The sequence below is a fragment of the Sphaerisporangium sp. NPDC049003 genome, assembly GCF_043197795.1.
Classification (GTDB): Bacteria; Actinomycetota; Actinomycetes; order Streptosporangiales; family Streptosporangiaceae; genus Sphaerisporangium.
The window spans coordinates 44386-66433 of the sequence record NZ_JBICTU010000036.1; the positions used below are offsets into that span (position 1 = coordinate 44386).

At 64.8% G+C, this 22048-nt stretch carries 16 protein-coding genes, 1 pseudogene and 1 riboswitch; of the genes and pseudogenes, 13 read left to right on the forward strand and 4 right to left on the reverse strand.

Going from position 1 to position 22048, the window contains the following annotated elements; translation table 11 throughout:
• The first annotated feature begins 131 nt into the window (after nt 1-131).
• The gene (locus ACGFIV_RS31310; protein ID WP_392838452.1) at nt 132-500 is read left to right on the forward strand and encodes a hypothetical protein; all 369 of its coding nucleotides are present in this window, start codon (nt 132-134) and stop codon (nt 498-500) included.
• Between the two features lie 364 nt (nt 501-864).
• Here the strand turns inward: ACGFIV_RS31310 and ACGFIV_RS31315 are convergent, their stop codons facing one another.
• Nucleotides 865-1143, reverse strand: coding sequence for a hypothetical protein (locus ACGFIV_RS31315; RefSeq protein ID WP_392838453.1), 279 nt, complete (start codon nt 1141-1143; stop codon nt 865-867).
• On the opposite strand from ACGFIV_RS31315, the gene ACGFIV_RS31320 reads away from it, so the two are divergent.
• From ACGFIV_RS31320 to ACGFIV_RS31365, 10 genes are all read left to right on the forward strand, one after another.
• Nucleotides 1142-1786, forward strand: a complete 645-nt coding sequence (locus tag ACGFIV_RS31320) for a hypothetical protein (RefSeq protein ID WP_392838454.1) — start codon at nt 1142-1144, stop codon at nt 1784-1786. The two genes, ACGFIV_RS31315 and ACGFIV_RS31320, sit on opposite strands and share 2 nt — an antisense overlap.
• Before the next feature lie 359 nt (nt 1787-2145).
• The gene (locus tag ACGFIV_RS31325; RefSeq protein ID WP_392838455.1) at nt 2146-4500 is read left to right on the forward strand and encodes an ATP-binding protein; all 2355 of its coding nucleotides are present in this window, start codon (nt 2146-2148) and stop codon (nt 4498-4500) included.
• Nucleotides 4497-6152 (forward strand): DEAD/DEAH box helicase family protein, encoded by a 1656-nt coding sequence (locus ACGFIV_RS31330; protein ID WP_392838456.1) that lies wholly within the window; start codon nt 4497-4499, stop codon nt 6150-6152. The genes ACGFIV_RS31325 and ACGFIV_RS31330 overlap by 4 nt, the downstream gene beginning before the upstream one ends.
• 14 nt (nt 6153-6166) lie before the next feature.
• The gene (locus ACGFIV_RS31335; protein ID WP_392838457.1) at nt 6167-6745 is read left to right on the forward strand and encodes a hypothetical protein; all 579 of its coding nucleotides are present in this window, start codon (nt 6167-6169) and stop codon (nt 6743-6745) included.
• A complete protein-coding gene (locus ACGFIV_RS31340; RefSeq protein ID WP_392838458.1) occupies nt 6745-8070 on the forward strand; it encodes a hypothetical protein in 1326 nt (441 codons plus the stop codon). Before ACGFIV_RS31335 ends, ACGFIV_RS31340 begins: the two co-directional genes overlap by 1 nt.
• Nucleotides 8071-8198: 128 nt before the next feature.
• A complete protein-coding gene (locus ACGFIV_RS31345) occupies nt 8199-9482 on the forward strand; it encodes a DNA cytosine methyltransferase (protein WP_392838459.1) in 1284 nt (427 codons plus the stop codon).
• Nucleotides 9479-10273, forward strand: coding sequence for a very short patch repair endonuclease (locus ACGFIV_RS31350; RefSeq protein WP_392838460.1), 795 nt, complete (start codon nt 9479-9481; stop codon nt 10271-10273). The genes ACGFIV_RS31345 and ACGFIV_RS31350 overlap by 4 nt, the downstream gene beginning before the upstream one ends.
• Nucleotides 10270-11871, forward strand: a complete 1602-nt coding sequence (locus tag ACGFIV_RS31355; RefSeq protein ID WP_392838461.1) for a hypothetical protein — start codon at nt 10270-10272, stop codon at nt 11869-11871. The genes ACGFIV_RS31350 and ACGFIV_RS31355 overlap by 4 nt, the downstream gene beginning before the upstream one ends.
• Nucleotides 11872-11993: 122 nt before the next feature.
• Nucleotides 11994-12758: a TIGR02391 family protein gene (locus ACGFIV_RS31360; protein ID WP_392838462.1), complete on the forward strand. Its 765-nt coding sequence runs from the start codon at nt 11994-11996 to the stop codon at nt 12756-12758.
• The gene (locus ACGFIV_RS31365) at nt 12755-13936 is read left to right on the forward strand and encodes a hypothetical protein (protein ID WP_392838463.1); all 1182 of its coding nucleotides are present in this window, start codon (nt 12755-12757) and stop codon (nt 13934-13936) included. The genes ACGFIV_RS31360 and ACGFIV_RS31365 overlap by 4 nt, the downstream gene beginning before the upstream one ends.
• Before the next feature lie 32 nt (nt 13937-13968).
• Here ACGFIV_RS31365 and ACGFIV_RS31370 read toward each other — a convergent pair whose 3' ends face one another.
• The gene (locus tag ACGFIV_RS31370; protein ID WP_392838464.1) at nt 13969-14652 is read right to left on the reverse strand and encodes a DUF2637 domain-containing protein; all 684 of its coding nucleotides are present in this window, start codon (nt 14650-14652) and stop codon (nt 13969-13971) included.
• Nucleotides 14653-14658: 6 nt separating this feature from the next.
• Complete coding sequence (locus tag ACGFIV_RS31375; RefSeq protein ID WP_392838465.1) at nt 14659-14895, reverse strand: hypothetical protein; 237 nt, start codon at nt 14893-14895, stop codon at nt 14659-14661.
• A 297-nt stretch (nt 14896-15192) separates the two neighbouring features.
• A riboswitch (cobalamin riboswitch) is annotated at nt 15193-15335 on the forward strand.
• A gap of 154 nt (nt 15336-15489) precedes the next feature.
• Between ACGFIV_RS31375 and metE the strand changes: the two genes are divergently transcribed.
• Nucleotides 15490-17814, forward strand: a complete 2325-nt coding sequence (gene metE, locus ACGFIV_RS31380; RefSeq protein WP_392838466.1) for a 5-methyltetrahydropteroyltriglutamate--homocysteine S-methyltransferase — start codon at nt 15490-15492, stop codon at nt 17812-17814.
• A 204-nt stretch (nt 17815-18018) separates the two neighbouring features.
• Here metE and ACGFIV_RS31385 read toward each other — a convergent pair whose 3' ends face one another.
• Complete coding sequence (locus ACGFIV_RS31385; protein WP_392838467.1) at nt 18019-19293, reverse strand: multicopper oxidase family protein; 1275 nt, start codon at nt 19291-19293, stop codon at nt 18019-18021.
• Nucleotides 19294-20254: 961 nt separating this feature from the next.
• On the opposite strand from ACGFIV_RS31385, the pseudogene ACGFIV_RS31390 reads away from it, so the two are divergent.
• A pseudogene (locus ACGFIV_RS31390) lies at nt 20255-22048 on the forward strand (DNA-directed RNA polymerase subunit beta); the annotation flags it as partial.

Here is a 22048-nt window from a genome sequence, read left to right on the forward strand (position 1 = left end):
TGATTCGCTCACACAGTGAAGCGATGGCTACAGCTGCGAGTCGACTATCTACTTCTTCACTTAGCGTGTGCGTTATATTACTGAAAGTCGCCGGACGTGGTGCCGTGCTCCCCATCGTTGAGGAGGTCTCCATGTTTCGCCGGACCACCGCAGTGGTCGTCACTGTCGCCCTCGTCACCTTGGCTGCCGCCCCGGCCCTGGCAGCAACCGGCCCATGGAGCGACCACTACGGCAACGCCGGCAAGGCCACGGTTGCCGCCGACCGCAGAAGCATCACCGTTTGCGATCTCGACAACCACGACACTCTACGGTTCAAGGTCGACTTCGCGACGGACAAACTGGTCGGTCCCACCATCTACACCGTGGTAGCCCCACAAGGGGGATGCAGCAGCGACCGGACATACGTCAGCTGGATCAAGGTATTCAAGCTGTGCGTCGGACACCGGATCATCAGCGAAATCGGCTGGGACTCCTGCAACCTCCCCGTGTACACGAAATGAGGAGCGGACACACCCCGTGACGACGCCACCCGAGTGGCGCGGAGGCGCTGGGCGGGTCTGTCGTTATTTGTACAGTCCCGGCATCGGCCGATCAGTGCAGGAACCGCTTCAGGGGGTCGCTGAGCGATCACATTCGCGTGAGCCGGTCGCCAGTCCGCTGACAGGCCGTCTCAGCCGCCCGGGGTGATCAGGTGTAGGTCTGGACAGCGATAAGCCACAGGGTGAAGGTCCCAGCGAACGCGAGTCCACCGCCGAGGATGGCCCGGGCAGCGATGGTTCTGCCACCAGGTGACGATACCGGCGAGGAGAGCGATGATCGCTCCGACGGCCAGGCCGAGCAGCAGCGTCAGGGTGTCAACGGCCGTCACGCGAAGTCTTCTCCGGGCTCGCCACCGATGTTCTCGAGCTCAGTCGCGATCCGTTTCACCAGGTCGGCGACGTCGTGGGCCAGCATTTCGTCTTGGGAGAACGTCAGGGTCCCAGCTAGGGGAGATGTTCCCGACACCAGCCGGACCGGTTGGATGCCGCGATCGTGGAGGTGGTCGAGCAGGGTCCTCAAGATCCTCCGGGCCAACCCTCCCGTACAGTCAATCGTCACCAGACCGACCCAGCCGGGCATGCGGCCGAGGTTGATCCCGATCATGACGCGGCCGCCCTCGGGATGCGAGATCACGCCCAGCGGGACGGGCCGTGCGAGATCCAGCCCGCGCCGGGTTCTCGCGCAGTACATGCACCCCGCCCTTGCCAGCCCGGATGTTCTCGAACGCCTGCCGGGGGCCACGTTTGACGGCAGCGCCCACATCGCCGCGGATGCCGACCTGATCGTCGACGGCCTGCTGCTGGAGTTCAAGAACACCCGCAGGATCCACCAGTTCCCGCTACCGATGATCCTGCAGCTTCTCGGCTACACCCTGATGGACTACAGCGACCGGTACCGCATCGACCGGGTCGGGGTGTACATGACCCGCGTCGGGGCCCTGATCCCCTGGCCGATCGAGGATTACCTCGCGCTCCTCGGCGCCTGCCGGCGAGACCTCGCCGAGCTGCGCGCGGCGTTCGAGAAGCTGCTGGCCATCCCGGATGCCGGGCCGACGACGACCCCTCTGCCCGACCAACTGCCCGCCGTCGACGACCTCCTGGCCGAGCTCACGCCAGTCATCCCGGAGGGGTGCTGCCGGGTCTGCGCCCAACCCCTCACCCGCCCGGTGATCAGTCCAACCCGCCCCCGGCTCTCCTGCTCCCCGTTCTGCGGTAGACGAGCACCCAGCCTGCGATACCACGGCTGACGACGGGTGAAAACTTGTTTTCACCCGTCGTCGACACATTCACGCCCTCCGTACCGACCGTCGTGCCGCACACGGTAGCCGGCGCACCAGTCCCCCAACTGATACTCGACGGGAGGCCCTTAGATGATCCGCAAGCCGGGCTTCTCCCGCGGGAGTCACACCTGTCAGCATCCTCGAACCTCGCTCATAACACATATCGAACAGATATGCAAGTTTCAGGCCATCGAGACGTCATCCCGACGTACCCTGGGTCGTTAAGTGATCAACAGTGCGTCAAGGGGCGCGCCATCATGCTGCGGCGAGGTTGGTGCCTCGTCCAGTTCGACGCGTCTGCTGGCGGATTCGGGTACGGAGGAATATTGAAGATCACTCCTTCGTCGCGCATCTTGAAGATGCTGGGCGAGATCGAGTTCGATGAGTGGCAGTGCATCGCCGAGCTCGTGGACAACGCTTTCGATGACTTCACGGAAATCAGGAAGTCCGGGGTGCCATGGGCTGGCGGTTTCAAGGTGAGCGTGAGCTTGCCGTCCCTTGGCGCGAAGTCCCACGAGGCGAAGGTGGTCATCCAGGACACCGGTCGCGGGATGAGCTATGAGGAACTGGAGCTGGCCGTTCGGGCTGGCTGGTCGAACAACGACCGGTTCGACAAGCTGGGCCTGTTCGGGATGGGGTTCAACGTCAGCACCGCGCGTTTGGGCCGACGTACCAGGGTTCTCACGACACGGGCGGGCGACCCTCATTGGATCGGGGTCGAGATCGACCTCGATCGGATCAAGGATGATTTCGAGGCCGAAGACATCATCGAGCCCAAGGCCGACCCGAACGAGCACGGAACCAAAATCGAGATTTCGCGGCTCCACGCCGAGAGGGCGGACTGGCTGCGCAGGAACGCGGCCAATCTGCGCACCACGCTCGGTCGCACGTACTCCTACATCCTGGAGAACAAGGGCTACGAGCTGTGGGTGGGCGGGCAGAAGGTCAAGCCGCGGCGGCACTGCCGCTGGGGCGACGACCGATACGTGATCTACGGGAGCGGGGCGTCTTCGGAGAAGATCCCGGCATACATCGAGATCGATGAGCGGTTCGAGCCCGCAGAAGCCTGCGCTGACTGCGGGAACTGGCAGGTCCCGAACAAGGGCAAGTGCGAGCAGTGCGATGGCGAGCGACTGACGCTGCGCGAGCGCCGTATCCACGGATGGCTGGGCATCCAGCGGCACCTCCACAAGCGCGAGTACGGCATCGACTTCTTGAGGAACGGCCGCAAGATTCTTCAGTGGGACAAGCGATTGTTCGAATGGTCCAACCCCAACGATCCGCAGGGGCTGGTCGACATCGAGTACCCGGTCGAGATGGCACATCAGGGTGGTCGAATCATCGGGGAGATCCACCTCGACCACGTTCCGGTCACCTACCAGAAGAACGCGTTCGAGTACGGGGACCGCAGCTGGAGGGCCGCCGTGGACTACCTCAGGGGTCCGGGTCCTCTTCAGCCCGATAAGGCCAAGCGCCTGGGATATCTTGAGAACCCGAGCCCGCTCGCCAAGCTGTTCAAGGGCTACCGGCGCAATGACGCGGGACGTCGTTGCTTGGTTCCCGGTGACGGTACCCGGCCGATCCATGACACCACTCGGCGTTGGGCGGACTTGTTCCACCGGGGGGACGCCGAGTACCAGAGTGATCAGCTCTGGTGGGACGCTGTGGTCGCGCACGACGCGCAGGGGAAGAAGGCCAAGCTCGACATCGCTCAGAACAACTCCCCCATCCAAGCGGATGAGGCGGCCGTGCTCGACGCGCTCGGCGTCACCCCGAACGGCGCGCAGCCTCCCGCCTCCAAGCCCGAAGACGGCGACGTGAGCGGTTCGCGCGACGGGAACCCTCCCGCGACCGAGAAGGAGACCACGCAGGATCGCTTGGCACGGTATCGGGCGGACTCCCGGCCTATGCCCGAGTTGTCCCGGGACTTCGGATCTCCAAGGGTGGGCTTCCTGCACGTCGAGACCAAGCTTTTGGAAACCGGTCTGCTGGTCGACGACCAGGGATCCCCCACCCCGGTGCTCGTGGTCCAGGGCGCGGGCGGCAAGGCGACCGCCTTCATCGACGGCAACCACGAGATCTTCGCCAAGCTCGGAGTCGAGCCAGTCGACCTGTTGCTCGTCGAGCTAGCCACGATCCTGAAGGTGAAGGCGGAGACCGGGCTGACACACGCCCAGTTGGTCGCCGATCTTCGTGCGGGATGCCTTCCTGATCACGCACTGAAGGCCGACGTCGTCGCTGGCCAGGCGAGAGAGCTGCTGACTGACTTGCGGGTCCGGATGGCCAGCAGAGTCGACGTCGATCCGGCGCGCGCTTACCAATACCTATCCCCGGACGAACTCACCGCGACCGAGAACGAGATGATCGCCAACGGCCAGGTCGGTCTGACCGGGAAGCTGGGCGAGACCAGCGAGTTCCTCCTGTACGCCCCGCCCTTGTTCACGGTGAAACTTCTGGAGTCGTGGCCGGAAGCGTTCATGGACGGCAACGTGTTCGTCGGGCCATACGCCTCGGTGTCGTCGATGTCGGCGCGCCGGCTCAGCCTCGCCAAGGTGGTCGGGTACCTGACCGACATCGCCACCCTGGTCAGCTTCAACGCCGCCGATCCTGGTCCTCAGCAGTTGCTACGGACCCGCTTGAGCATCAAGCTGCTCTCCGACGAGATCGCCAGCGAGACATGAGCGGCGGTTTTCTGTCAGCGCGGACACTCCTCGATGGCGGACCCAGCGGGCTCCCCCACGCCATGGAAAGGGCACTGTGGCACCTGGGATTCGTGGACGTCCGCGTGGTGGACGGCGCGAACGACCAAGGCGCTGATCTCCTGGCTGTGAGGGACCGGGAGCAGTGGGTCTTCCAATGCAAGTGGTCGAGCAGGAAAGCGATCGATCGCAGCGGAGTCGACGACATCGAGCGTGCCCGGACTCGCTATAAGGCTGATCGCGCGGTCCTTGTGACAAATCTCGGACTGAACCGCTCCGCGGAGGAGCGACGGCGCGCCCTCGAATCGGTCGGTATCAAGATCACGGTGTGGGACGGTCCCACTCTGGCCGCGATCTGGGAAAGGATGCCCGACCGGGTCCCAACGGAATACGCCCTTCGGGACTACCAGCTCAAGGCGGCGGACGCCGTGTGGGCGGACCTGTCGAATACCGGCCGCGCGCTGCTCGTGCTCGCCACCGGCCTCGGTAAGACAGTGGTGGGCGGGGAAGTGATCCGCCGCCTCCTGGAAGCCAAGCCCGGCACCCGCGTGCTGGTAGCCGCGCACATGAAGGAATTGGTGGAGCAGCTCGAACGAGCACTATGGCGCCACCTCGACAAGAAGGTTCCCACGCGCCTACTGACGGGAGACACGAAGCCGGCGTCGTTGGACGGCGTCCTGGTCGGCACCGTGGAGTCGGTGCTCGGCGCGGTCCGCGCCGGATGGTCTCCGGGTCTCGTGATGATCGACGAGACGCATCATGTGGGCGAGAACGGGCGTTTCGCCGAGTTGCTCGACCTGTGCGGCGAGGCCGGCCAGTTCGGGGTGACGGCGACGCCTTGGAGAGGGGACAAGTTCGACATCACCGCGAGGTTCGGTCGGCCGAGCTTCACGATGGGGATCGCGGAGGGAATGGCCGCTGGCTACCTTTCCGCGGTCGACTACCGGCTGTTCGTGGACAACCTCGACTGGGAGGCCGTCCGTGACAGCAGCAAGCATGGTTATTCGATCAAGGAGCTGAACAAGACGCTGTTCCTCCCCCAGCGGGACGAGGAGATCATCGAGCAGCTACGGGAGGCTTGGCGGGAGACCCCCGACCCTCGGGCGATCCTGTTCTGCCAGACGATCGAGCACGCGGAGCGGATGGCCACCATACTGGCCACCGCCGACGGGGCCTGGCGGCGGGCTTCATACCTCCACAGCGGCCTTGCCCGCCAGCGCCGTCAGATCCTCCTGAACGAGTTCCGGCTCGGACGGGTTCCGATCATCACCTGCGTCGACGTGTTCAACGAGGGCGTCGACGTTCCGGACGTCAATCTGATCGCATTCCTCCGGGTGACACACAGCCGACGGATCTTCGTCCAGCAACTCGGCCGTGGGCTGCGGCTCAGCCCAGGCAAGAGAGCCCTCAAGGTTCTGGACTTCGTGACCGATATCCGCCGTGTCGCGGCAACTTTGGACCTGCGGCGCACGCTGGAGGCCATCGAACACGAAGACCTTCGGATGCGCCTCCCCCATGGATCCCGGATCGAGTTCAGCGACGAGACCGCGGGCACATTGCTTGACCACTGGATCCAGGACGCGGCCAGCCTCGAGACCGCCGCCGACGAAGTACGCCTCCAATTTCCCGAATGATAGGACCCCCCAACATGGCCATGAGCAAAGACCTCGAAGACAAGATCGCTAAGAAGCTGTTCGCCGACGCCGAGGCGCTCGGCTGGTCATACCTGACCGGAGACCAGCGCAGCGCGGCCTACAGCCAGTGGATGGACGACCCGGAGGTGGGCGGTCGCCTCCGCGAGTTCCTGAGCAACGAGAAGGCCCGCGTCTGGATCAAGGACGGGCCCATGAAGGAATACGCTCGCGCCCGGTACGGAGTCGGCAAGTACGCTCAATACGTCGAGAACCCGGCTGCGGGGGCGAGAGATCTTGTGGCACGGGCCTTGGGGCCCAACTGGGAGGTCGTTCCGGAGAGCCGAAAGATCAAGCCGCTGCGCGTGCTCATCCGGCGCGGAGAGGATGAGCGCCACTTCGCGTGGGCGCCTTCCGGACAGCTCAAGCACCTCGTCTGGGTCGCGATAAAGGCTGAGGCATCCGGGGATGCCAGGCCATGGGTGCTGTGCGTGGTGGGTTCTTTCGAGAAGCCCATTCCGGCCGACGAGCGGGCGGCGGACCGCCGTATCGGCGCGCGCTGCCACCTGGAGATCGTTCACGTGGACGATCTCTGATGGAGAAGACAGGCGACGAATCGCTGGAAGGCGACTGGCTGGTTGACGTTTGGCGAACGCTCGACCAGCGCTCACGGGACATGCTCACGATGCGAGCGAAGAACCGTACGCTCGACTCCATCGGTCGCGCGTACGGTGTCAGCTGCGAGAGAGCCCGGCAGGTCATCAAGAACGCCCAGTGTCAGCTGTCCGAGAAGGCGCGGTGCGCGGCACCTGAGTGGGCCACGGAAATCTTCGAACTCCTGGAGACACGGGCCGCTGTCTCCGACGACTACCTGTCAGAGACCCTCCGCGACGACAGCGGGCTCGTACGCGCGTCATTACTGATGGCGGAAGGCCTATGCCATCCCAAGGCGTGGTCGGAGGAACTCACCGACCACTGGTCGCTCAGCCCTGAGGCATTGGACGGTCTCCTGCGTGAGCTGGCGGAAGAAGCCCCGTGCAGGAAGGACGAGCTGCGTGACCACGCGGCGAACATCGGACTCCCCGAGTCCCTCGACGTCGACTCGATCATGTCCGCCGGCAAGAGCCCGCTGGTACTGGACGAGTCAGGTGCCTGGGTCCGGAGGACCGCCAAGAAGAGGGACGCCGCTTACCTCTGGCTTGCGGACCAGGGCGAACCGAGACGAGCGGAGGCGATCGCCGAAGCCATCGCGCTGAATTCGCACGCGACGGCCGAAGCGCTTCGGCGGGATAACCGGTTCCGTCAGGTCCGCCCCGAAGGCACGTGGGCGCTCACGGACTGGCCTCTCGATGGCGTCAGCGAGCACACCAACGCCCTAGACGTGATGATCCAGGTCTTGGCCGACCTGGGCCCCTTACCGCGCCGCGAGCTGACGAACGAAGTACGCCGCCGCTACCCCGTCAGCTACTCCCGAGTCCAGCAATGCCTGATCAGCTCCCGAATCGGCCTCACCCCCGACGGACGGATCGGCCTCGTCGAACATGGCGCGCTCAGCACGGAGGAGAAGGAACCGCGGCGCCCCGACAACGCCGTCCACGACGAGGAACTGGGCCTGCTGGCATTCCGCCTCACCGTGGACAAAGACGTGGTGAGGGGAAGCGGGATAATCATCAGCCCATGGATCACCTGGCAACTGGGACTACGCCAGGCACCGATGGAGAAGAGCTTCACGCTCCAAGGCAGCGGCCGACAGATCGTCTTCAGAAGGGTCACATCCGCCGCGCAGATGTCCAGCCTACGACTCGAGGTCGGTGAACAGGGCATGATCCTGGGCTGCGAATTGGCGGTAGTCCTGCGACTTCAGCATGGCGCTATGACCATCCGGCACGTCTGCGCCCCAGGAGCCTGTCCCACCACCTGACCTCGAGGGACGCGCGAGCCGGTGCCGGGCCATCGGCGTCCTCCGCCACACCCCAGGTTCGACACCGTTTTCGATTTCCACTCGGCGGGAGGTGGCTTGGATCATCAACTCCGCGGTACACTTTGGCAATGTCTGAGCTGCTGGATTCCGCCAATCAGGACAGAACGAGCGTCGAACTGTTCGCGGGCGGCGGAGGGCTGGCGATGGCCGTCGCACGCGCCGGCTTCAGACCCTTGCTCTTGAACGAGTTCGCCAAGTGGGCGTGCGAGACCCTCGTCGCCAACGGCGCCAAACCGTATGACATCGAAGGAGAGCGGCCTCCCATCCCCACCCCCGGGGAGAGGCCGCCGCTTCTACGCGGCGACGTGGCGAAAGCCGAATTCGACCATCTCGTCGGCCTGGTCGACGTACTCGCGGGAGGTCCGCCCTGCCAGCCGTTCAGCCTGGGCGGAACCGGCCGCGGGGACGAGGATCACCGCAACGGCTTCCCTCATATGTTCAGGGCCGTACGGGAAATGAGGCCCAAGGTCGTCATCTGCGAAAACGTGAGGGGACTCCTACGCCAATCGTTCGTACCTTACTTCGAGTACATCAAGAGAGAGCTCACGCTGCCGTTCGAACAGCGCCGGGAAGGCAGTTCGTGGCATGAGCACGACACGCGACTGCGTGAGCTGATTGACAAGGACGGCGGCCTGGCGGACGAGCGGTACGACGTTCAGCACTTCGCGGTCAACGCGGCCGACTACGGAGTCCCTCAAGTCAGAAATCGAGTCATCCTCGTCGCATTCCGTCGAGACTTGGGCGTGGACATGAAGAGATTCGAAGAATTGGTGAAGCCAAAGTTCTCCGAAGCCAGTTTGTACGCGTCCATGGCCGACGGAACATACTGGGACAGGCATCCAGAAGTCCCTCGGAAGGTCCGGGAGAGGGTCATGGAGAGACTTCCGCAACAGACACTCCCTTCGGTGGTGGACCAGAAACCGGCTTGGCGGACGCTCAGGGACGCCGTCAAAGGCATCGACGGGCAGAGAACGCTCCCACCCATTCCGATCGAGTACCTCGACCGCAAGGAGCGATTCCTCGGCGGGTTCACCGATCATGTCGGCTGGCCGGACGCTCGGATCTACAAAGGCCACACCCCTAACGAACTGGACCGCCCCGCGAAGACGGTGAAGGCAGGCGTTCACGGAGTGCCAGGTGGGGAGTCGGTGGTAGCGCTCGACGACGGGTCCCATCGTTACATGTCCGTGCGCGAAACCGCCCGGGTGATGACCTTCCCCGACGCCTGGACCCTCGCCGGGTCCCGCGGAGAGAAGATGCGGCAACTCGGCAACGCCGTCCCTGTGCTACTTGGACATGCCTTCGCTGAGGCTGTCGCGAAGATCCTCGACGAGGCAGAGAAGCCGACATGAGCCCGGCCAAAGGACAGGAATTAGGTCGTTGGAAGAAGGAATGCCCGCCCGACAGCGCCTGGCGCTGTAAGCCTGACTTGCCCCGATCCGCACGCACCAAGGAGCAGGACCGTGCGGCAGGCGGCCCGAACCGGCGCGTGGTCGATCTCGGTGACGGCAGAACCGCCAGGGCATCGGTCGAGCTGAAGCTCCGACGGCGTACACGCCGCATCCGTGCGTACCTGCGATGGTCGAACGCCGGCAAGACCCAGGTGGAATATCTCGGCGAGGTGGAAGAAGCGACCAGAGCGCACAATCTCGCCGTAGCTTGGGAGATCGCCATTTCCAAAGGATTCGTGCATACGCCAGATGATTCGATGCCAGCCGAATCCTGGGCGAGCTCGCCCGCCATCCGCGCCTCAATGCGAGGAAACCGCGGAAAGGATACCAAGCCGGAAGTCGCCCTGCGCAAGGCCATCCACAGTCTCGGCTTGCGCTACCGCGTCGATGTCGCGCCTATCGATGGGTTCAGGCGACGCGCGGACATAGTGTTCAGAGGTGCCAAGATAGCGGTCTTCTCCGACGGCTGCTTCTGGCACGGATGCCCCGAGCACCATAGGGCATCCCAACGGAACAGCGAATTCTGGAACAGAAAGATCGCCGATAACCAAGCCCGCGACCGAGACACCGATCGTGTACTCACCGAAGCAGGCTGGCTGGTTATTCGGGTTTGGGAGCACGAACCGCCCATGACAGCGGCTGAGCGGGTGACTGCAGCAGTAGCCATGCGGAGAGGGACGATAAGAGCATGACCTTGGAGCAAGAGGACATACACGCGCGGTTTATAGCCCTCGATCATGGAGCCTGGACGACAGTATACGAAAACTGGCGATCCGAAGACTCCAACGGAGGAATCTATTGCGCTTTCGCTCCACCATCGAAACGACCACTAGTCGTCAGCGAGCCCGGTTGGAACATCACCAAAGGCGACTTTCGTCCTGGATTCTCCCAATATTACGAAGGAGACGAATGGAAAACCACCTATTTTCCCGGCAGCATGGCGGGCGACTTCGAACCACTAATCCTGGTGCGGGAGTACTACGGCGTCGTACCTTCGACACTTGAAGTGGCCGAACAGTTCCGACTCTACCACAATCTATATTGGGACGAGCTGACCTCGCAGTTTATGCAACCCCACGATGACGGCACGTCCTCCGTCGCAATCAAACTAGACGGAAATCGCAAGGTAGAGGTCCGAACTAAACTGCTCCGACAGTATCAGGCCGCCCGCCAGCTAGATATGCTCTTATTCGTAGACTCCGTACGCTTTGGGGTTGAGAATGAGAAATCTCCGAAGCAGCAGGACTGGACATCGGACGTATTGCGAGCGACCAGGTTTGCAGACAATGGTCTCGCCGGCCGCGTCTTCACTCGCTACCTCGGTACACGCGTCCTTCCTTCGCCTCCCATCGAAAAGGCGGGAATCTGGCCTTACGAAGAAGCAGACGATTACTACCCAGAGTTCATCATCGGGGTAAATGAGGTAGGGGATGACATTCAATACACATGTAATCCTGACGCTCTAGCCAATTACTTCGGCGCCAATCCCGACTCCCCGAATTACCTCACTCCAGTTCACTTCAGGCGCGAGCTGCTCCAGAAGTACTATGAGCAGCCGGAGTTGTACACGGTAGCTGATGGAAACCTTACATGCGCTTCGCTATGGAGCTTGCGACTGGACAACAGCGCCGAAACCAGCGTTGTCGTTTTCCTGGGCGACCTCGGACGTGACCTACCTAAACAGGAAAGGGACTACTGGCGAAGCTATAATGTGACGCCAGACTCCCCCGCTAGCGAGACGTTTATTCGTCGCGCTTTCCTGGGACAGTTTGTCGAGCCCTCCGCACGGGATCTACAAGTCCGATCCAGGTATATCTCGCTCCGAAGGAGTTGGCACGAGAGCTACGGTTGGCACTTGTTCCGCAAGCCAGAAGAGGCCGACGCCGGTCTACTTCAGCGACTTCGCCTCCCCTTGAATGACTCTCAGGCCGAGTTCGAGGCAAGCATCCGTATCTTGACTCAACTGATGGTGGATGCCATCAACGAAGCGAAGATCGAGGAACTGCTGATCAACACAACCGCCAACGAAAAAGGCATCTCCAAGCTGAGGCGTTGGCTGGAACAAGAAGGTTATCCATATGTCGAGCGGGATATTAAATTCTTGCGCAATCTGCAGGAAGTGCGCTCTAAGGCTACCGCCCACAGGAAGGGGTCCGACTACGAGAAGTTTTTGGAACGGATCTTCGGTCATCTACGAGGGCCCGCAGCTATAAAGACCCTATTCGATGCAGCCCTTACCATGTTGACGGGGTTGGAAGAGTGGGCGACGCGTAATAGCGCCGACGAGTAGGTGCGTCTCGTACCACATCTCCAGCACCCCGCTCTCGTTGAGCCATCAGATGGCGGCGATTGATCGAGCCGGGGCGGCCTGAAGCCCTCTGTATGTCATACCGCCGCTGTAGGCTCGCGACCATGAACGATGCTCTCGCGCATGAACGCCTGGTCGGCGTACTTGAACTTATCGACCGTTGGGGTGAACTGTACGAACGGCGGTGGGGTAAGCAAGCGCCTTACCAGGAGCAGCCGGGGCTTGCTCCACAAGTTAACGCACTCATCGATGAGGTCCGAGCAAGGACTAAGCTCGCCCACGATGTGGTCGTGATGATGGGCAAGGAGGACCTGGCGGCAAAGATTGTCGAACACGAGGAAGGCTTGTATGGAAGCCATCCGTTCACACAAGCCCGCGTCGCCATAGTAGAGGCGATCGCCATCCTGACTCAGCGAGAGGAATTGGCCGAGATAGTGGGGCCTGCCGGACCTAGACTCGTTGCTGCTGAATTGCACCCTAGTATCTGGAACGCTGCCGCGAAGCTGTGGGACGACGGTCATATCCGCCCAGCGGTCCAGAGCGCCGCGACGGCACTCGAAGGACTCTTGCAGGGCATAGCTGGGCCCGGGTTATCGGGTGAAAATCTCGCCAGCCTATTCTCAACCAATGATCCCGTGAAAGGATCGCCCCGCCTTCGAATTCGCGATGTCGACCCAGCATCGAAGACGTGGAAGTCAGCGCATGAAGGTGCCGTCGCGATGGTTCGCGGCGCGTTCATGGGCGTGCGCAACCTCGTGTCCCATCCAGGTTGGCCCGACCCGAGTTCTCGTGAGGCCATTGAGATGCTGGCAGTGCTGAGCTATGTCGCGCACCTCGTTGAACGGTCCGATGTGGTGGAGTCCCCGTGAGCGCCTCGATCTGGTCGGGAATCTCGGCGATACGGCTTGGGCGTGACGGAAGCATCTTGGTCAGCTTCACGGACGGACAGGACGTACATTCATCGCTGGGGCACGACCAGTTTGGACCCACAAGTGCGATAGCGTCCTCGACCTTGCTTCCGCAGTCATGGGAGCTGAAACTCCAAACCACGCGCGGGCACGACATCGTTGTAGCTCTACCGCAGCCCACAGATTTCGCTCCTGTGCGTGGGCGGCCAACAATCTATCTCGATCAAAACCACTGGAGCACACTCACCAATACGATCCACCAGCCGGACCGTGTCGAGAATGAACACGAGCGCAGCGCCTCAGCACAGCTCATCGAGCTCGCGAAAGCTCACAAGGTGGTCTTACCCATGTCTGCGGCGCATCTGGCAGAGACAGCCAAACAGGTCGACCGGGAACAGCGCTACCAGCGAGCACTCACAATCCTCCAGCTCTCGGGCGGCTGGCAACTACGCGATCCACTCGACCTGCGCCGGTTTGAACTGCGGCAAGCATTGACGATCCGCTACCGCCAACGCTGCCTCCTCCCACCTGCGGCTATCACGCTCGAACCGGGTGCCGTCCACTCGGGCCGAGACAGCATGCTCCCCCGTGTTGACCCTGGTCTACCGCCACATGCGCAATGGGCCGTTCATGCCATCCAATGCATCAGCGGAATCATCGACGCGATCCTCGACGCCGGACATGTCCCAATGGCTCCCGCTCCTGGATGGGCAGCCAGCCTTCAGCAGTTCGCGGAGTTCCTACGGGATAACCCGACCGGTAAGGAGATGAAGCGCAGGCGGACTCACGCGAAGTTCCTTGCTGACCTGGGACGAGAACTTCCTGAAGAGGCACATCGCGCTGGCATCACACCGGACGAAATGTCCGATTGGGCCCTCAACCACAGCGAAGAAGGCCTACCCTCCATGCCAACGCTGGGCCTTTTTCGGGAGGTTCTCCACGAGAAGCTCTCTGATGGACAGCTACACTGGGCAGAAAATGATCTTGTCGACATGATGTACCTGACCGCAGCCGCCGGCTACTGCGACTACGTCGTGGGTGAGCGCGCACACGCTGCCCACACCGCGAACGCGTCGCGACGATTGGGCAGAGCGGACAAGCTTTACCGCAACATTCGCTCGCTCATTGAAGAGCTCTGAGTTGCGTTGCCTTTCAACCTTCGATCCCCGCATCAGTGCAGTTCGCCAGCGAGGCCGGCCTTCTTGACTAGGCGGCCCCAGCGGGGGCTGCGGGCGAAGACCCGGGCGATGGCGACACCGCTGGGTAGATCACCGTCCGCCTGACGGTTCTGCTGCGCCCACCGCCAGGCCTCTCGCTGCAGCAGTCGGCCGTTTCCGGTCGGCTCAGCGGAGACGGTGTCCTCCTCCTGATCTTCTTGTAGCTCGACGGGGTCGGCTTCTGCATCGGCGGGAGGGTCAGGGCTGATGACAGCCAGCTCTTGAGCTTCGGCCCGTCCTCCCGCAGAGCGGCGGATCTGGGACATCAGAAGCTCGTAGCTGCCGATCAGAGCCAGCGAGGGCCAGGCGGCGATGAGGCGGCCGATCAGGCTGGGTTCGGCTACGGCGACGTTCGCGCCGAGGCTGGCGAGACTGCCGACCACGAGGAGGCTCCACGCCAGGAGGCCGCCGCAGGAGCCGTAGCGGTTGGCCAGGAGGATGGACATCGAGGCGACGACGATCAGGCCGTCGACGGCGAGTGGGATCAGCACTGCGGCCAAGTGATCCTCACCGTGGCGTAGGCAGAGTTCGTGCATGTGCCTGAACGACACGACCGCCGCGATCAGCGCCAGTAGTGCGACACCTGCGATCGTCGTACGCCGGATGCGGCGCACAGCCAGGGAGAGATCGGTTTCCACAACCGCTCACCTCTGGCCGAGCAGGAAGCGGGTGGTGAGAGCGAAGGGATGTGCAATTGGTTCGTCTCCCCCCTCGGACACGTACCCTTCGCGCATGTGGAGGTCCGGTTGCGACTGGGCCTCCACTAGCTGTTTCTCGGGGTAGTAGGTCAGCCGCAGGCCGATCTCCGCGTCGACCTGAGCCTTGTCGTTCGGATCCGCCTCCGCCAGAACCTGAACGTGGTCCTCGATCGCGGTCACCATGGCATCGATCTCCTCGTGTCATCCGACGCCCGCCGCTCACTTGGCGTAGCTGCGCCTGAGCGGCTACCTGCTGGACCTGGGTCTCGGCCATCCACTGAGCGACCAGGGCGGGATCCGCGCCCGCGTTCCACAACATCGTCACCAAGTCGGCGCGGATCGGCATGGCGCCACACCCCGACCACCCCCATTCGCGGCGACCGACCCGGTCCCGGCACGTCGAGCACTCGCCCGAGCCGCTGCGGCACTCTAGACTCGGGGGTGCAGTCGGTTCGCCCTGCCCGCCAGGCAGGAGCGTCGTAAGAGGGAACCCGGTGTGAATCCGGGACTGCCCCGCAGCGGTGAGTGGGAACGACCGCCGTCACACGCACTGGATCCGATCCAAGGACCCGGGAAGCGACGGCCAGTAGGCACGAGATGGGCGCCCACGAGTCCGAAGACCTGCCACTGCCCGCGCGCGACCGCGCGCGGTGACGTTCGACGGCCTCGTGGGAGGGCCGGCGTGACGACGCGGACCTGACCGTGGGTCCGCACCATCTGCCGTGCCTTCGCCCCGGGGTTCCGTCGAGGTCTCCGTGACTCGCGAAGGAGAGTTTCATGGCCGAGAGTTCCCCTGCGCCCACCGCGCTGGCCACCGTGTACGGCTACCCACGCCAAGGACCGGGCCGCGAACTGAAGAAGGCCGTCGAAGGCTACTGGGCCGGCCGCACCACCGACGCCGAACTGCTCGACGTCGCCGCCGGGCTGCGCCGCGACAACTGGCGCCGCTTGGCCGAGGCGGGGATCGACGAGGTCCCGACCGGCGACTTCTCTCTGTACGACCACGTGCTGGACACCACGGTCATGGTCGGCGCGATCCCGCCGCGGCATCGCGCCGCCGTGCGGGCCGACCCGCTGGACGGCTATTTCGCGATGGCGCGCGGTACTCAGGACGTCGCGCCGCTGGAGATGACCAAGTGGTTCGACACCAACTACCACTACCTGGTCCCCGAGCTCGGCCCGGACACCGTCTTCGCGGCCGACCCCTCCAAGCCTGTGAGCGAGTTGCGTGAGGCTCTGGCACTGGGACACAACCCGCGGCCAGTCCTGGTCGGCCCGGTGACCTACCTGCTGCTGGCCAAGCCGGCGCCGGACGCCCCAGCGGACTTCGACCCGCTCACCCTGCTCGACCGGCTGCTGCCCGTGTACGCCGAGATCCTCGCGGCACTGCACGAAGCGGGCGCCCGCTGGGTGCAACTCGACGAACCCACCCTGGTCCAGGACCAGCCGCAGGCCGTCCTGGACGCCGTCGCCGGCTGCTACCAGCGGCTGGGCTCACTCACCGAGCGCCCGAAGATCCTGGTCGCCGGCTATTTCGACCACCTCGGGGAAGCCCTGTCTGTGCTGGCCCATGCGCCGATCGAGGGTCTGGGGCTCGACCTCACCGGCCCGGCCGCCGCCAACCTGAACGACCTGGCGGCCGCCGGCGGGCTGCCGGGCAAGCGTCTGATCGCGGGCGTCGTGGACGGCCGCAACATCTGGATCAACGACCTGGAGAAGTCGCTGAGCACCCTGGCGACCCTTCTCGGACTGGCCGGGCAGGTGGACGTCGCCGCGTCCTGCTCGCTCCTGCACGTCCCGCTGGACGCCGCCGCCGAGACGGAGATCGATCCTGAGATCCGGCCATGGCTGGCCTTCGCCCGGCAGAAGACCGCCGAGATCGTCGCCCTCGCCCGCGGTCTGAACCGCGGTGTCCGCGCCATCTCTGACGACCTCACCGACAACCGCGAAGCCCTGGAGTCCCGCAGGACGTCCGCGCTCACCCGCGACCCGGCGATCCGCGAACGCGCGGCTGCGGTGACCGGGCAGGACACCAGGCGGGCTGAACCCTACGCGGAACGGGCGCGAGCCCAGCGCAACCATCTGGACCTGCCGCTGGTGCCCACGACCACCATCGGTTCGTTCCCCCAGACCGCCGAGTTGCGCGCCGCCCGCGCCGACCTGCGCGCCGGGCGCATCGACCAGTATGCCTACGACGAGCGCATGGCCGTTGAGATTCGGGAGATCCTCGCCTTCCAGGAGGAGAGCGGCCTGGACGTGCTCGTGCACGGCGAGCCCGAGCGCAACGACATGGTGCAGTACTTCGCCGAGCAACTCGACGGATACATCGCCACCCAGCAGGGGTGGGTCCAGTCCTACGGGTCCAGGTACGTCCGACCGCCGATCCTGGCCGGCGACATCTCCCGCCCACACCCGATGACCCTGCGCTGGACCACCTACGCCCAGTCCCAGACCAGCCGCCCAGTGAAGGGCATGCTCACCGGCCCGGTCACCATGCTGGCCTGGTCGTTCGTCCGCGACGACCAGCCGCTCGGCGAGACCGCCCGGCAGGTCGCGCTCGCCCTGCGCGACGAAGTCGCCGACCTGGAAGCCGCCGGCACCGCCGTCATCCAGGTGGACGAACCTGCGCTCCGTGAAACGCTGCCCCTGCGCGCCGCGGACCGCCCCGCCTACCTCGCCTGGGCCACCGAGGCGTTCCGCCTGGCCACCGCCGGGGCGCGGCCGCGGACCCAGATCCACACCCACATGTGCTACGCCGAGTTCGGCGAGATCATCGCCGCGATCGACGACATGGACGCCGACGTCATCAGCCTCGAAGCCGCCCGCTCCCACATGCAGGTGGCCGAGGAACTCGCCCAGGCCGGCTACCCCCGCGAGGTCGGGCCCGGCGTCTACGACATCCACTCCCCCCGAGTCCCCGGCGTCGAGGAGGTGGCTTCTTTGCTGCGCAAGGGGCTGTCCGCCATCCCCGCCGACCGGCTGTGGGCCAACCCCGACTGCGGCCTGAAGACCCGCGCCTGGCCCGAGACCCGCGACTCCCTGGAAAACCTCGTCACCGCTGCCAAGCAGATCCGCACCGAGATCACTTCCTCCTCCGCCTGACCGTCTGTTTTCGGGGCCGGACACCCTCCGGCCCCGATACGGCGGCTCATGAAGGAGAGCGGATGATCAGCGAGAGGGCTCCATGCACCGCTGCCTCCGCTGGCGCGCCACGGTGGATCGCTGAGTGCCGCCGCGACGGGCACATGAGCCCTGCTCGCGCTGTTCGGCCGGGCCGGTGACGGTCGGCGGCGCGTCCGGGCGCGCTCAGGCGCCGACGCGGTAGGGGCGCATCATCTCGTTGTCCTCGTGTTCCAGCAGGTGGCAGTGCCAGACGAAGAGACCGGCCCTGTCGAACGTCGCCTTGATCCGGGTGATCTGGTGCGGGTAGGCGATCACCGTGTCCTTGAACCCCCGTTCCCATGGTTCGGGGGGCCGGGCGGCGCCGTTGAAGGACCGGCGGTCGAGGACGTGGAACAGGACCTCGTGCACGTGGATGGGATGGGCGTCCGGGGTGAAGTTGTGGATCTCCCAGATCTCAGTGGCGCCTAGGGCGGGATTCTCGGTGACCGGGTCGGACCACATCCTGGCTTTCCTGCCTCCGTCCAGGGTGCCGAGCAGCACCGCCGTCGGGCCGGCGCCGTGGACGACCGCCGAGTCCTGTTCCAGCAGGGCGACCTTGCGCGTCCTGCTCTCCTGGCCGATCCGCGTGAGGGACGGCAGGGTGAGCTGGTCGGGCGGCACGCTGCGGTCCTGTCCCGCCAAGGGCCGTACGACGAACTTCATCACCTGGCCGGTGGTGGCGGGGTCCGCCGGCGGGGTGTGGCCGTCTCCGGGGAAGGCCGTGTCCGGGGCCTCGTTGATCAGGTAGAGGGCCGTGCCGGGCCGCAGGCCGGTGAAGTCGACGATCACGTCGGCCCGTTCGGCCGGGGCGAGCAGGATGCGGCCGAGTCGCACGGGCTCGGGCAGGAAGCCTCCATCGGACCCGATGTGCCACACGGGCAGGGCCGCCGGCACGGGACGCCTCGCCATCGGGTCGGTCACGATCTTCAGGTCGAGGACCCGGCCGTTGCAGCCGTTGAGGAACCGGAACCGGAAGCGGCGGGGCTCGACCTCCAGGTAAGGCCAGGTGCGGCCGTTGACCATCATCGCCGTGCCGAAGAATTCCGGGTTCCAGATGGGGGGCAGGTCGCTCCTTGGGATGTACGGCCCGGCGAACCGGTCGAAGAAGGCGCGGCTTCCCGGGTAGAACAGCGAGCCGTCGGAGGCGAAGGACCGATCCTGGATGACGATCGGGATCTCGTGGTACGGGCCGCGTCCGTCGTCGCCGGCCGAAGGCGCGGGGCCGGGCAGGACGCCGGGGGGCAGGTCGGCGGGACCACCGCGCAGCAGGTAGAACCCGGCCAGCCCGGCGTAGGTGTTGAGCCGGGTGATCCCCAGCGAGTGATCGTGGTACCACATCGTGGCGGCCCGCTGCTGGTTGCCGTAATGGAACTCCGCCGAGCCCGGACTCCAGGACACGCCGTGCGTACGGGCGTACATGGCGCGGAACCTCGCGTACAGGGAGCCCTCGGTCGCCGATCCGGCGGGGAGGTCCCTGGCCCGCGGCAGGTACCACGCCTCGCGGGGAAACCGTCGCTGTGGTCGGCGCTGTGCCCGCCGTGCAGGTGGGTGACCAGCGGGACGGGCCCGCGATACCGGTTCGGTGTGGAGGTGAACCGGGGACGCGAATCCCGTCCGGACGGGCCGTCCGTGGGGTTGGCCCAGTGCAGAGTGGGATCCACCGGCAGCAGGTGCGGCAGATACCCGCCGCTCTCGTCGACCAGTTCGTTCACCCAGCGCACTCGTACCGGACGATCGGCCACCGCCTCCAGGGTGAACCCCGGGCTGCTGAACGTCCCCGGGTCCTGGACCGCCCCGTACCCCCACACCGTCGTGGGAGGGTCGCCCGGCGGCAGGATCTGCCGGCGGATCTGGCGGACGGCGATCACATAGCGGTCGATCGGCTCGCCCCGCGCCGAGAGGGACGGCATCACGGGTGGGACGGGCAGGGGCACGACGTACTTGGCGATCCTGGCGGGGTTCATGATCGCACCGATCGCCCGGGAACCGCCCGCCAATCCCCGGTAGACGAGGAGGACCGCCCCGCCCACGCCCGTCTTCAGGAACTCTCGTCGTGTGATCAACCAGCCTCCCCTCACCGGACTGGGCACGCAGGCGGAACACGCCGGGCACGCGGCCAAGAACCACAGGGCAAATGCCTCGAAAGGTGCTATACCCATCGATTCCGGTCGCGCCCCAAAGACTGGAGACTTGACGCGTACACCCGGCTGTGCGATGCTGATCCCAGCACCGAGGTTGACACTCATAGTACGTGTGGACGCGCGTTTGCAATTTGCGTTATGCTTCTTCCTCGCGTTGCCTCTCGACGCCCCTGGCTCCGGCCGGGGCGTTTTGCGTGCGCGCAGTTCGATTCCATCCGTGCCCTCCGGAAGGACATCTGTTGACAGCCTCGCGCCATGCCTCCGCCGTACCCGCTGGTCCCCATCGCGTCTCTTTCTCGCGCATTCAGGAGCCGCTCGAAGTTCCCGATCTTCTCGCTCTGCAGACCGAGTCCTTCGACTGGCTGCTCGGCAACGGGAAGTGGAAGTCCCGGGTAGAGGCGGCTCGCCAGGCCGGGCGCAAGGACGTTCCGGCCCAATCCGGTCTCGAAGAGATCTTCGAGGAGATCAGTCCCATCGAGGACTTCTCCGGAACGATGTCCTTGTCGTTCCGTGATCACCGGTTCGAGCCGCCGAAGTACTCAGTCGATGAGTGCAAAGACAAGGACATGACCTTCTCCGCCCCGATGTTCGTGACGGCGGAGTTCATCAACAACACCACCGGTGAGATCAAGAGCCAGACGGTGTTCATGGGCGATTTCCCGCTCATGACGCCGAAGGGGACGTTCATCATCAACGGCACCGAGCGTGTCGTGGTCTCTTAGCTGGTGCGGTCCCCGGGTGTCTACTTCGACCGTTCGGTCGACAAGACCTCCGACAAGGACCTGTACGGCTGCAGAGTGATCCCCTCGCGTGGTGCCTGGCTCGAATTCGAGATCGACAAGCGGGACAGCGTCGGTGTCCGCATCGACCGCAAGCGCAAGCAGCCCGTCACCGTGTTCCTCAAGGCTCTGGGATGGACCAGCGAGAAGATCATTGAGCGCTTCGGCCAGTACGAGTCGATTCGCGTCACCTTGGAGAAGGACCACACGTCCGGCCAGGACGACGCGCTGCTCGACATCTACCGCAAGCTGCGCCCGGGCGAGCCGCCGACCAAGGAGTCGGCCCAGGCCCTTCTTGAGAACCTGTACTTCAACCCGAAGCGCTACGACCTCGCCAAGGTGGGTCGTTACAAGGTCAACAAGAAGCTCGGTGCCGGCAGCGAGATCACCCAGGGGACGCTGACCGAAGAGGACATCGTCGCCACGATCGAGTACATCGTCCGGCTCCACGCCGGCGAGACCGCGATGCCGGCCGCCCAGGAGGCGCCGACCGACACCATCGTCGTCGAGGTCGACGACATCGACCACTTCGGCAACCGCCGCCTGCGCAGCGTGGGCGAGCTCATCCAGAACCAGGTCCGTCTTGGCCTGGCCCGCATGGAGCGCGTCGTCCGCGAGCGGATGACCACGCAGGACGTCGAGGCGATCACGCCGCAGACCCTGATCAACATCCGCCCGGTCGTGGCGTCGATCAAGGAGTTCTTCGGCACCTCGCAGCTGTCGCAATTCATGGACCAGACCAACCCGCTGGCCGGCCTGACGCACAAGCGGCGTCTGAACGCACTCGGCCCCGGCGGTCTGTCCCGTGAACGGGCGGGCTTCGAGGTCCGTGACGTACACCCGTCCCACTACGGCCGCATGTGCCCGATCGAGACCCCCGAAGGCCCGAACATCGGCCTGATCGGCTCGCTGGCCTCCTACGGCCGCATCAACGCCTTCGGCTTCGTCGAGACCCCGTACCGCAAGGTCGTCGACGGCAAGGTGACCGAACAGATCGACTACCTCACCGCCGACGAGGAAGACCGTTTCGTCAAGGCCCAGGCCAACACGGTCCTCAACGCCGACGGCACGTTCGCCGACCCTCGCGTCCTCGTCCGCACCAAGGGCGGCGAGACCGAGCTGGCCCGTGCCGAGGAGGTCGACTACATCGACGTGTCGCCGCGCCAGATGGTGTCGGTGGCGACGGCGATGATCCCGTTCCTCGAGCATGACGACGCCAACCGCGCGCTCATGGGTTCGAACATGCAGCGTCAG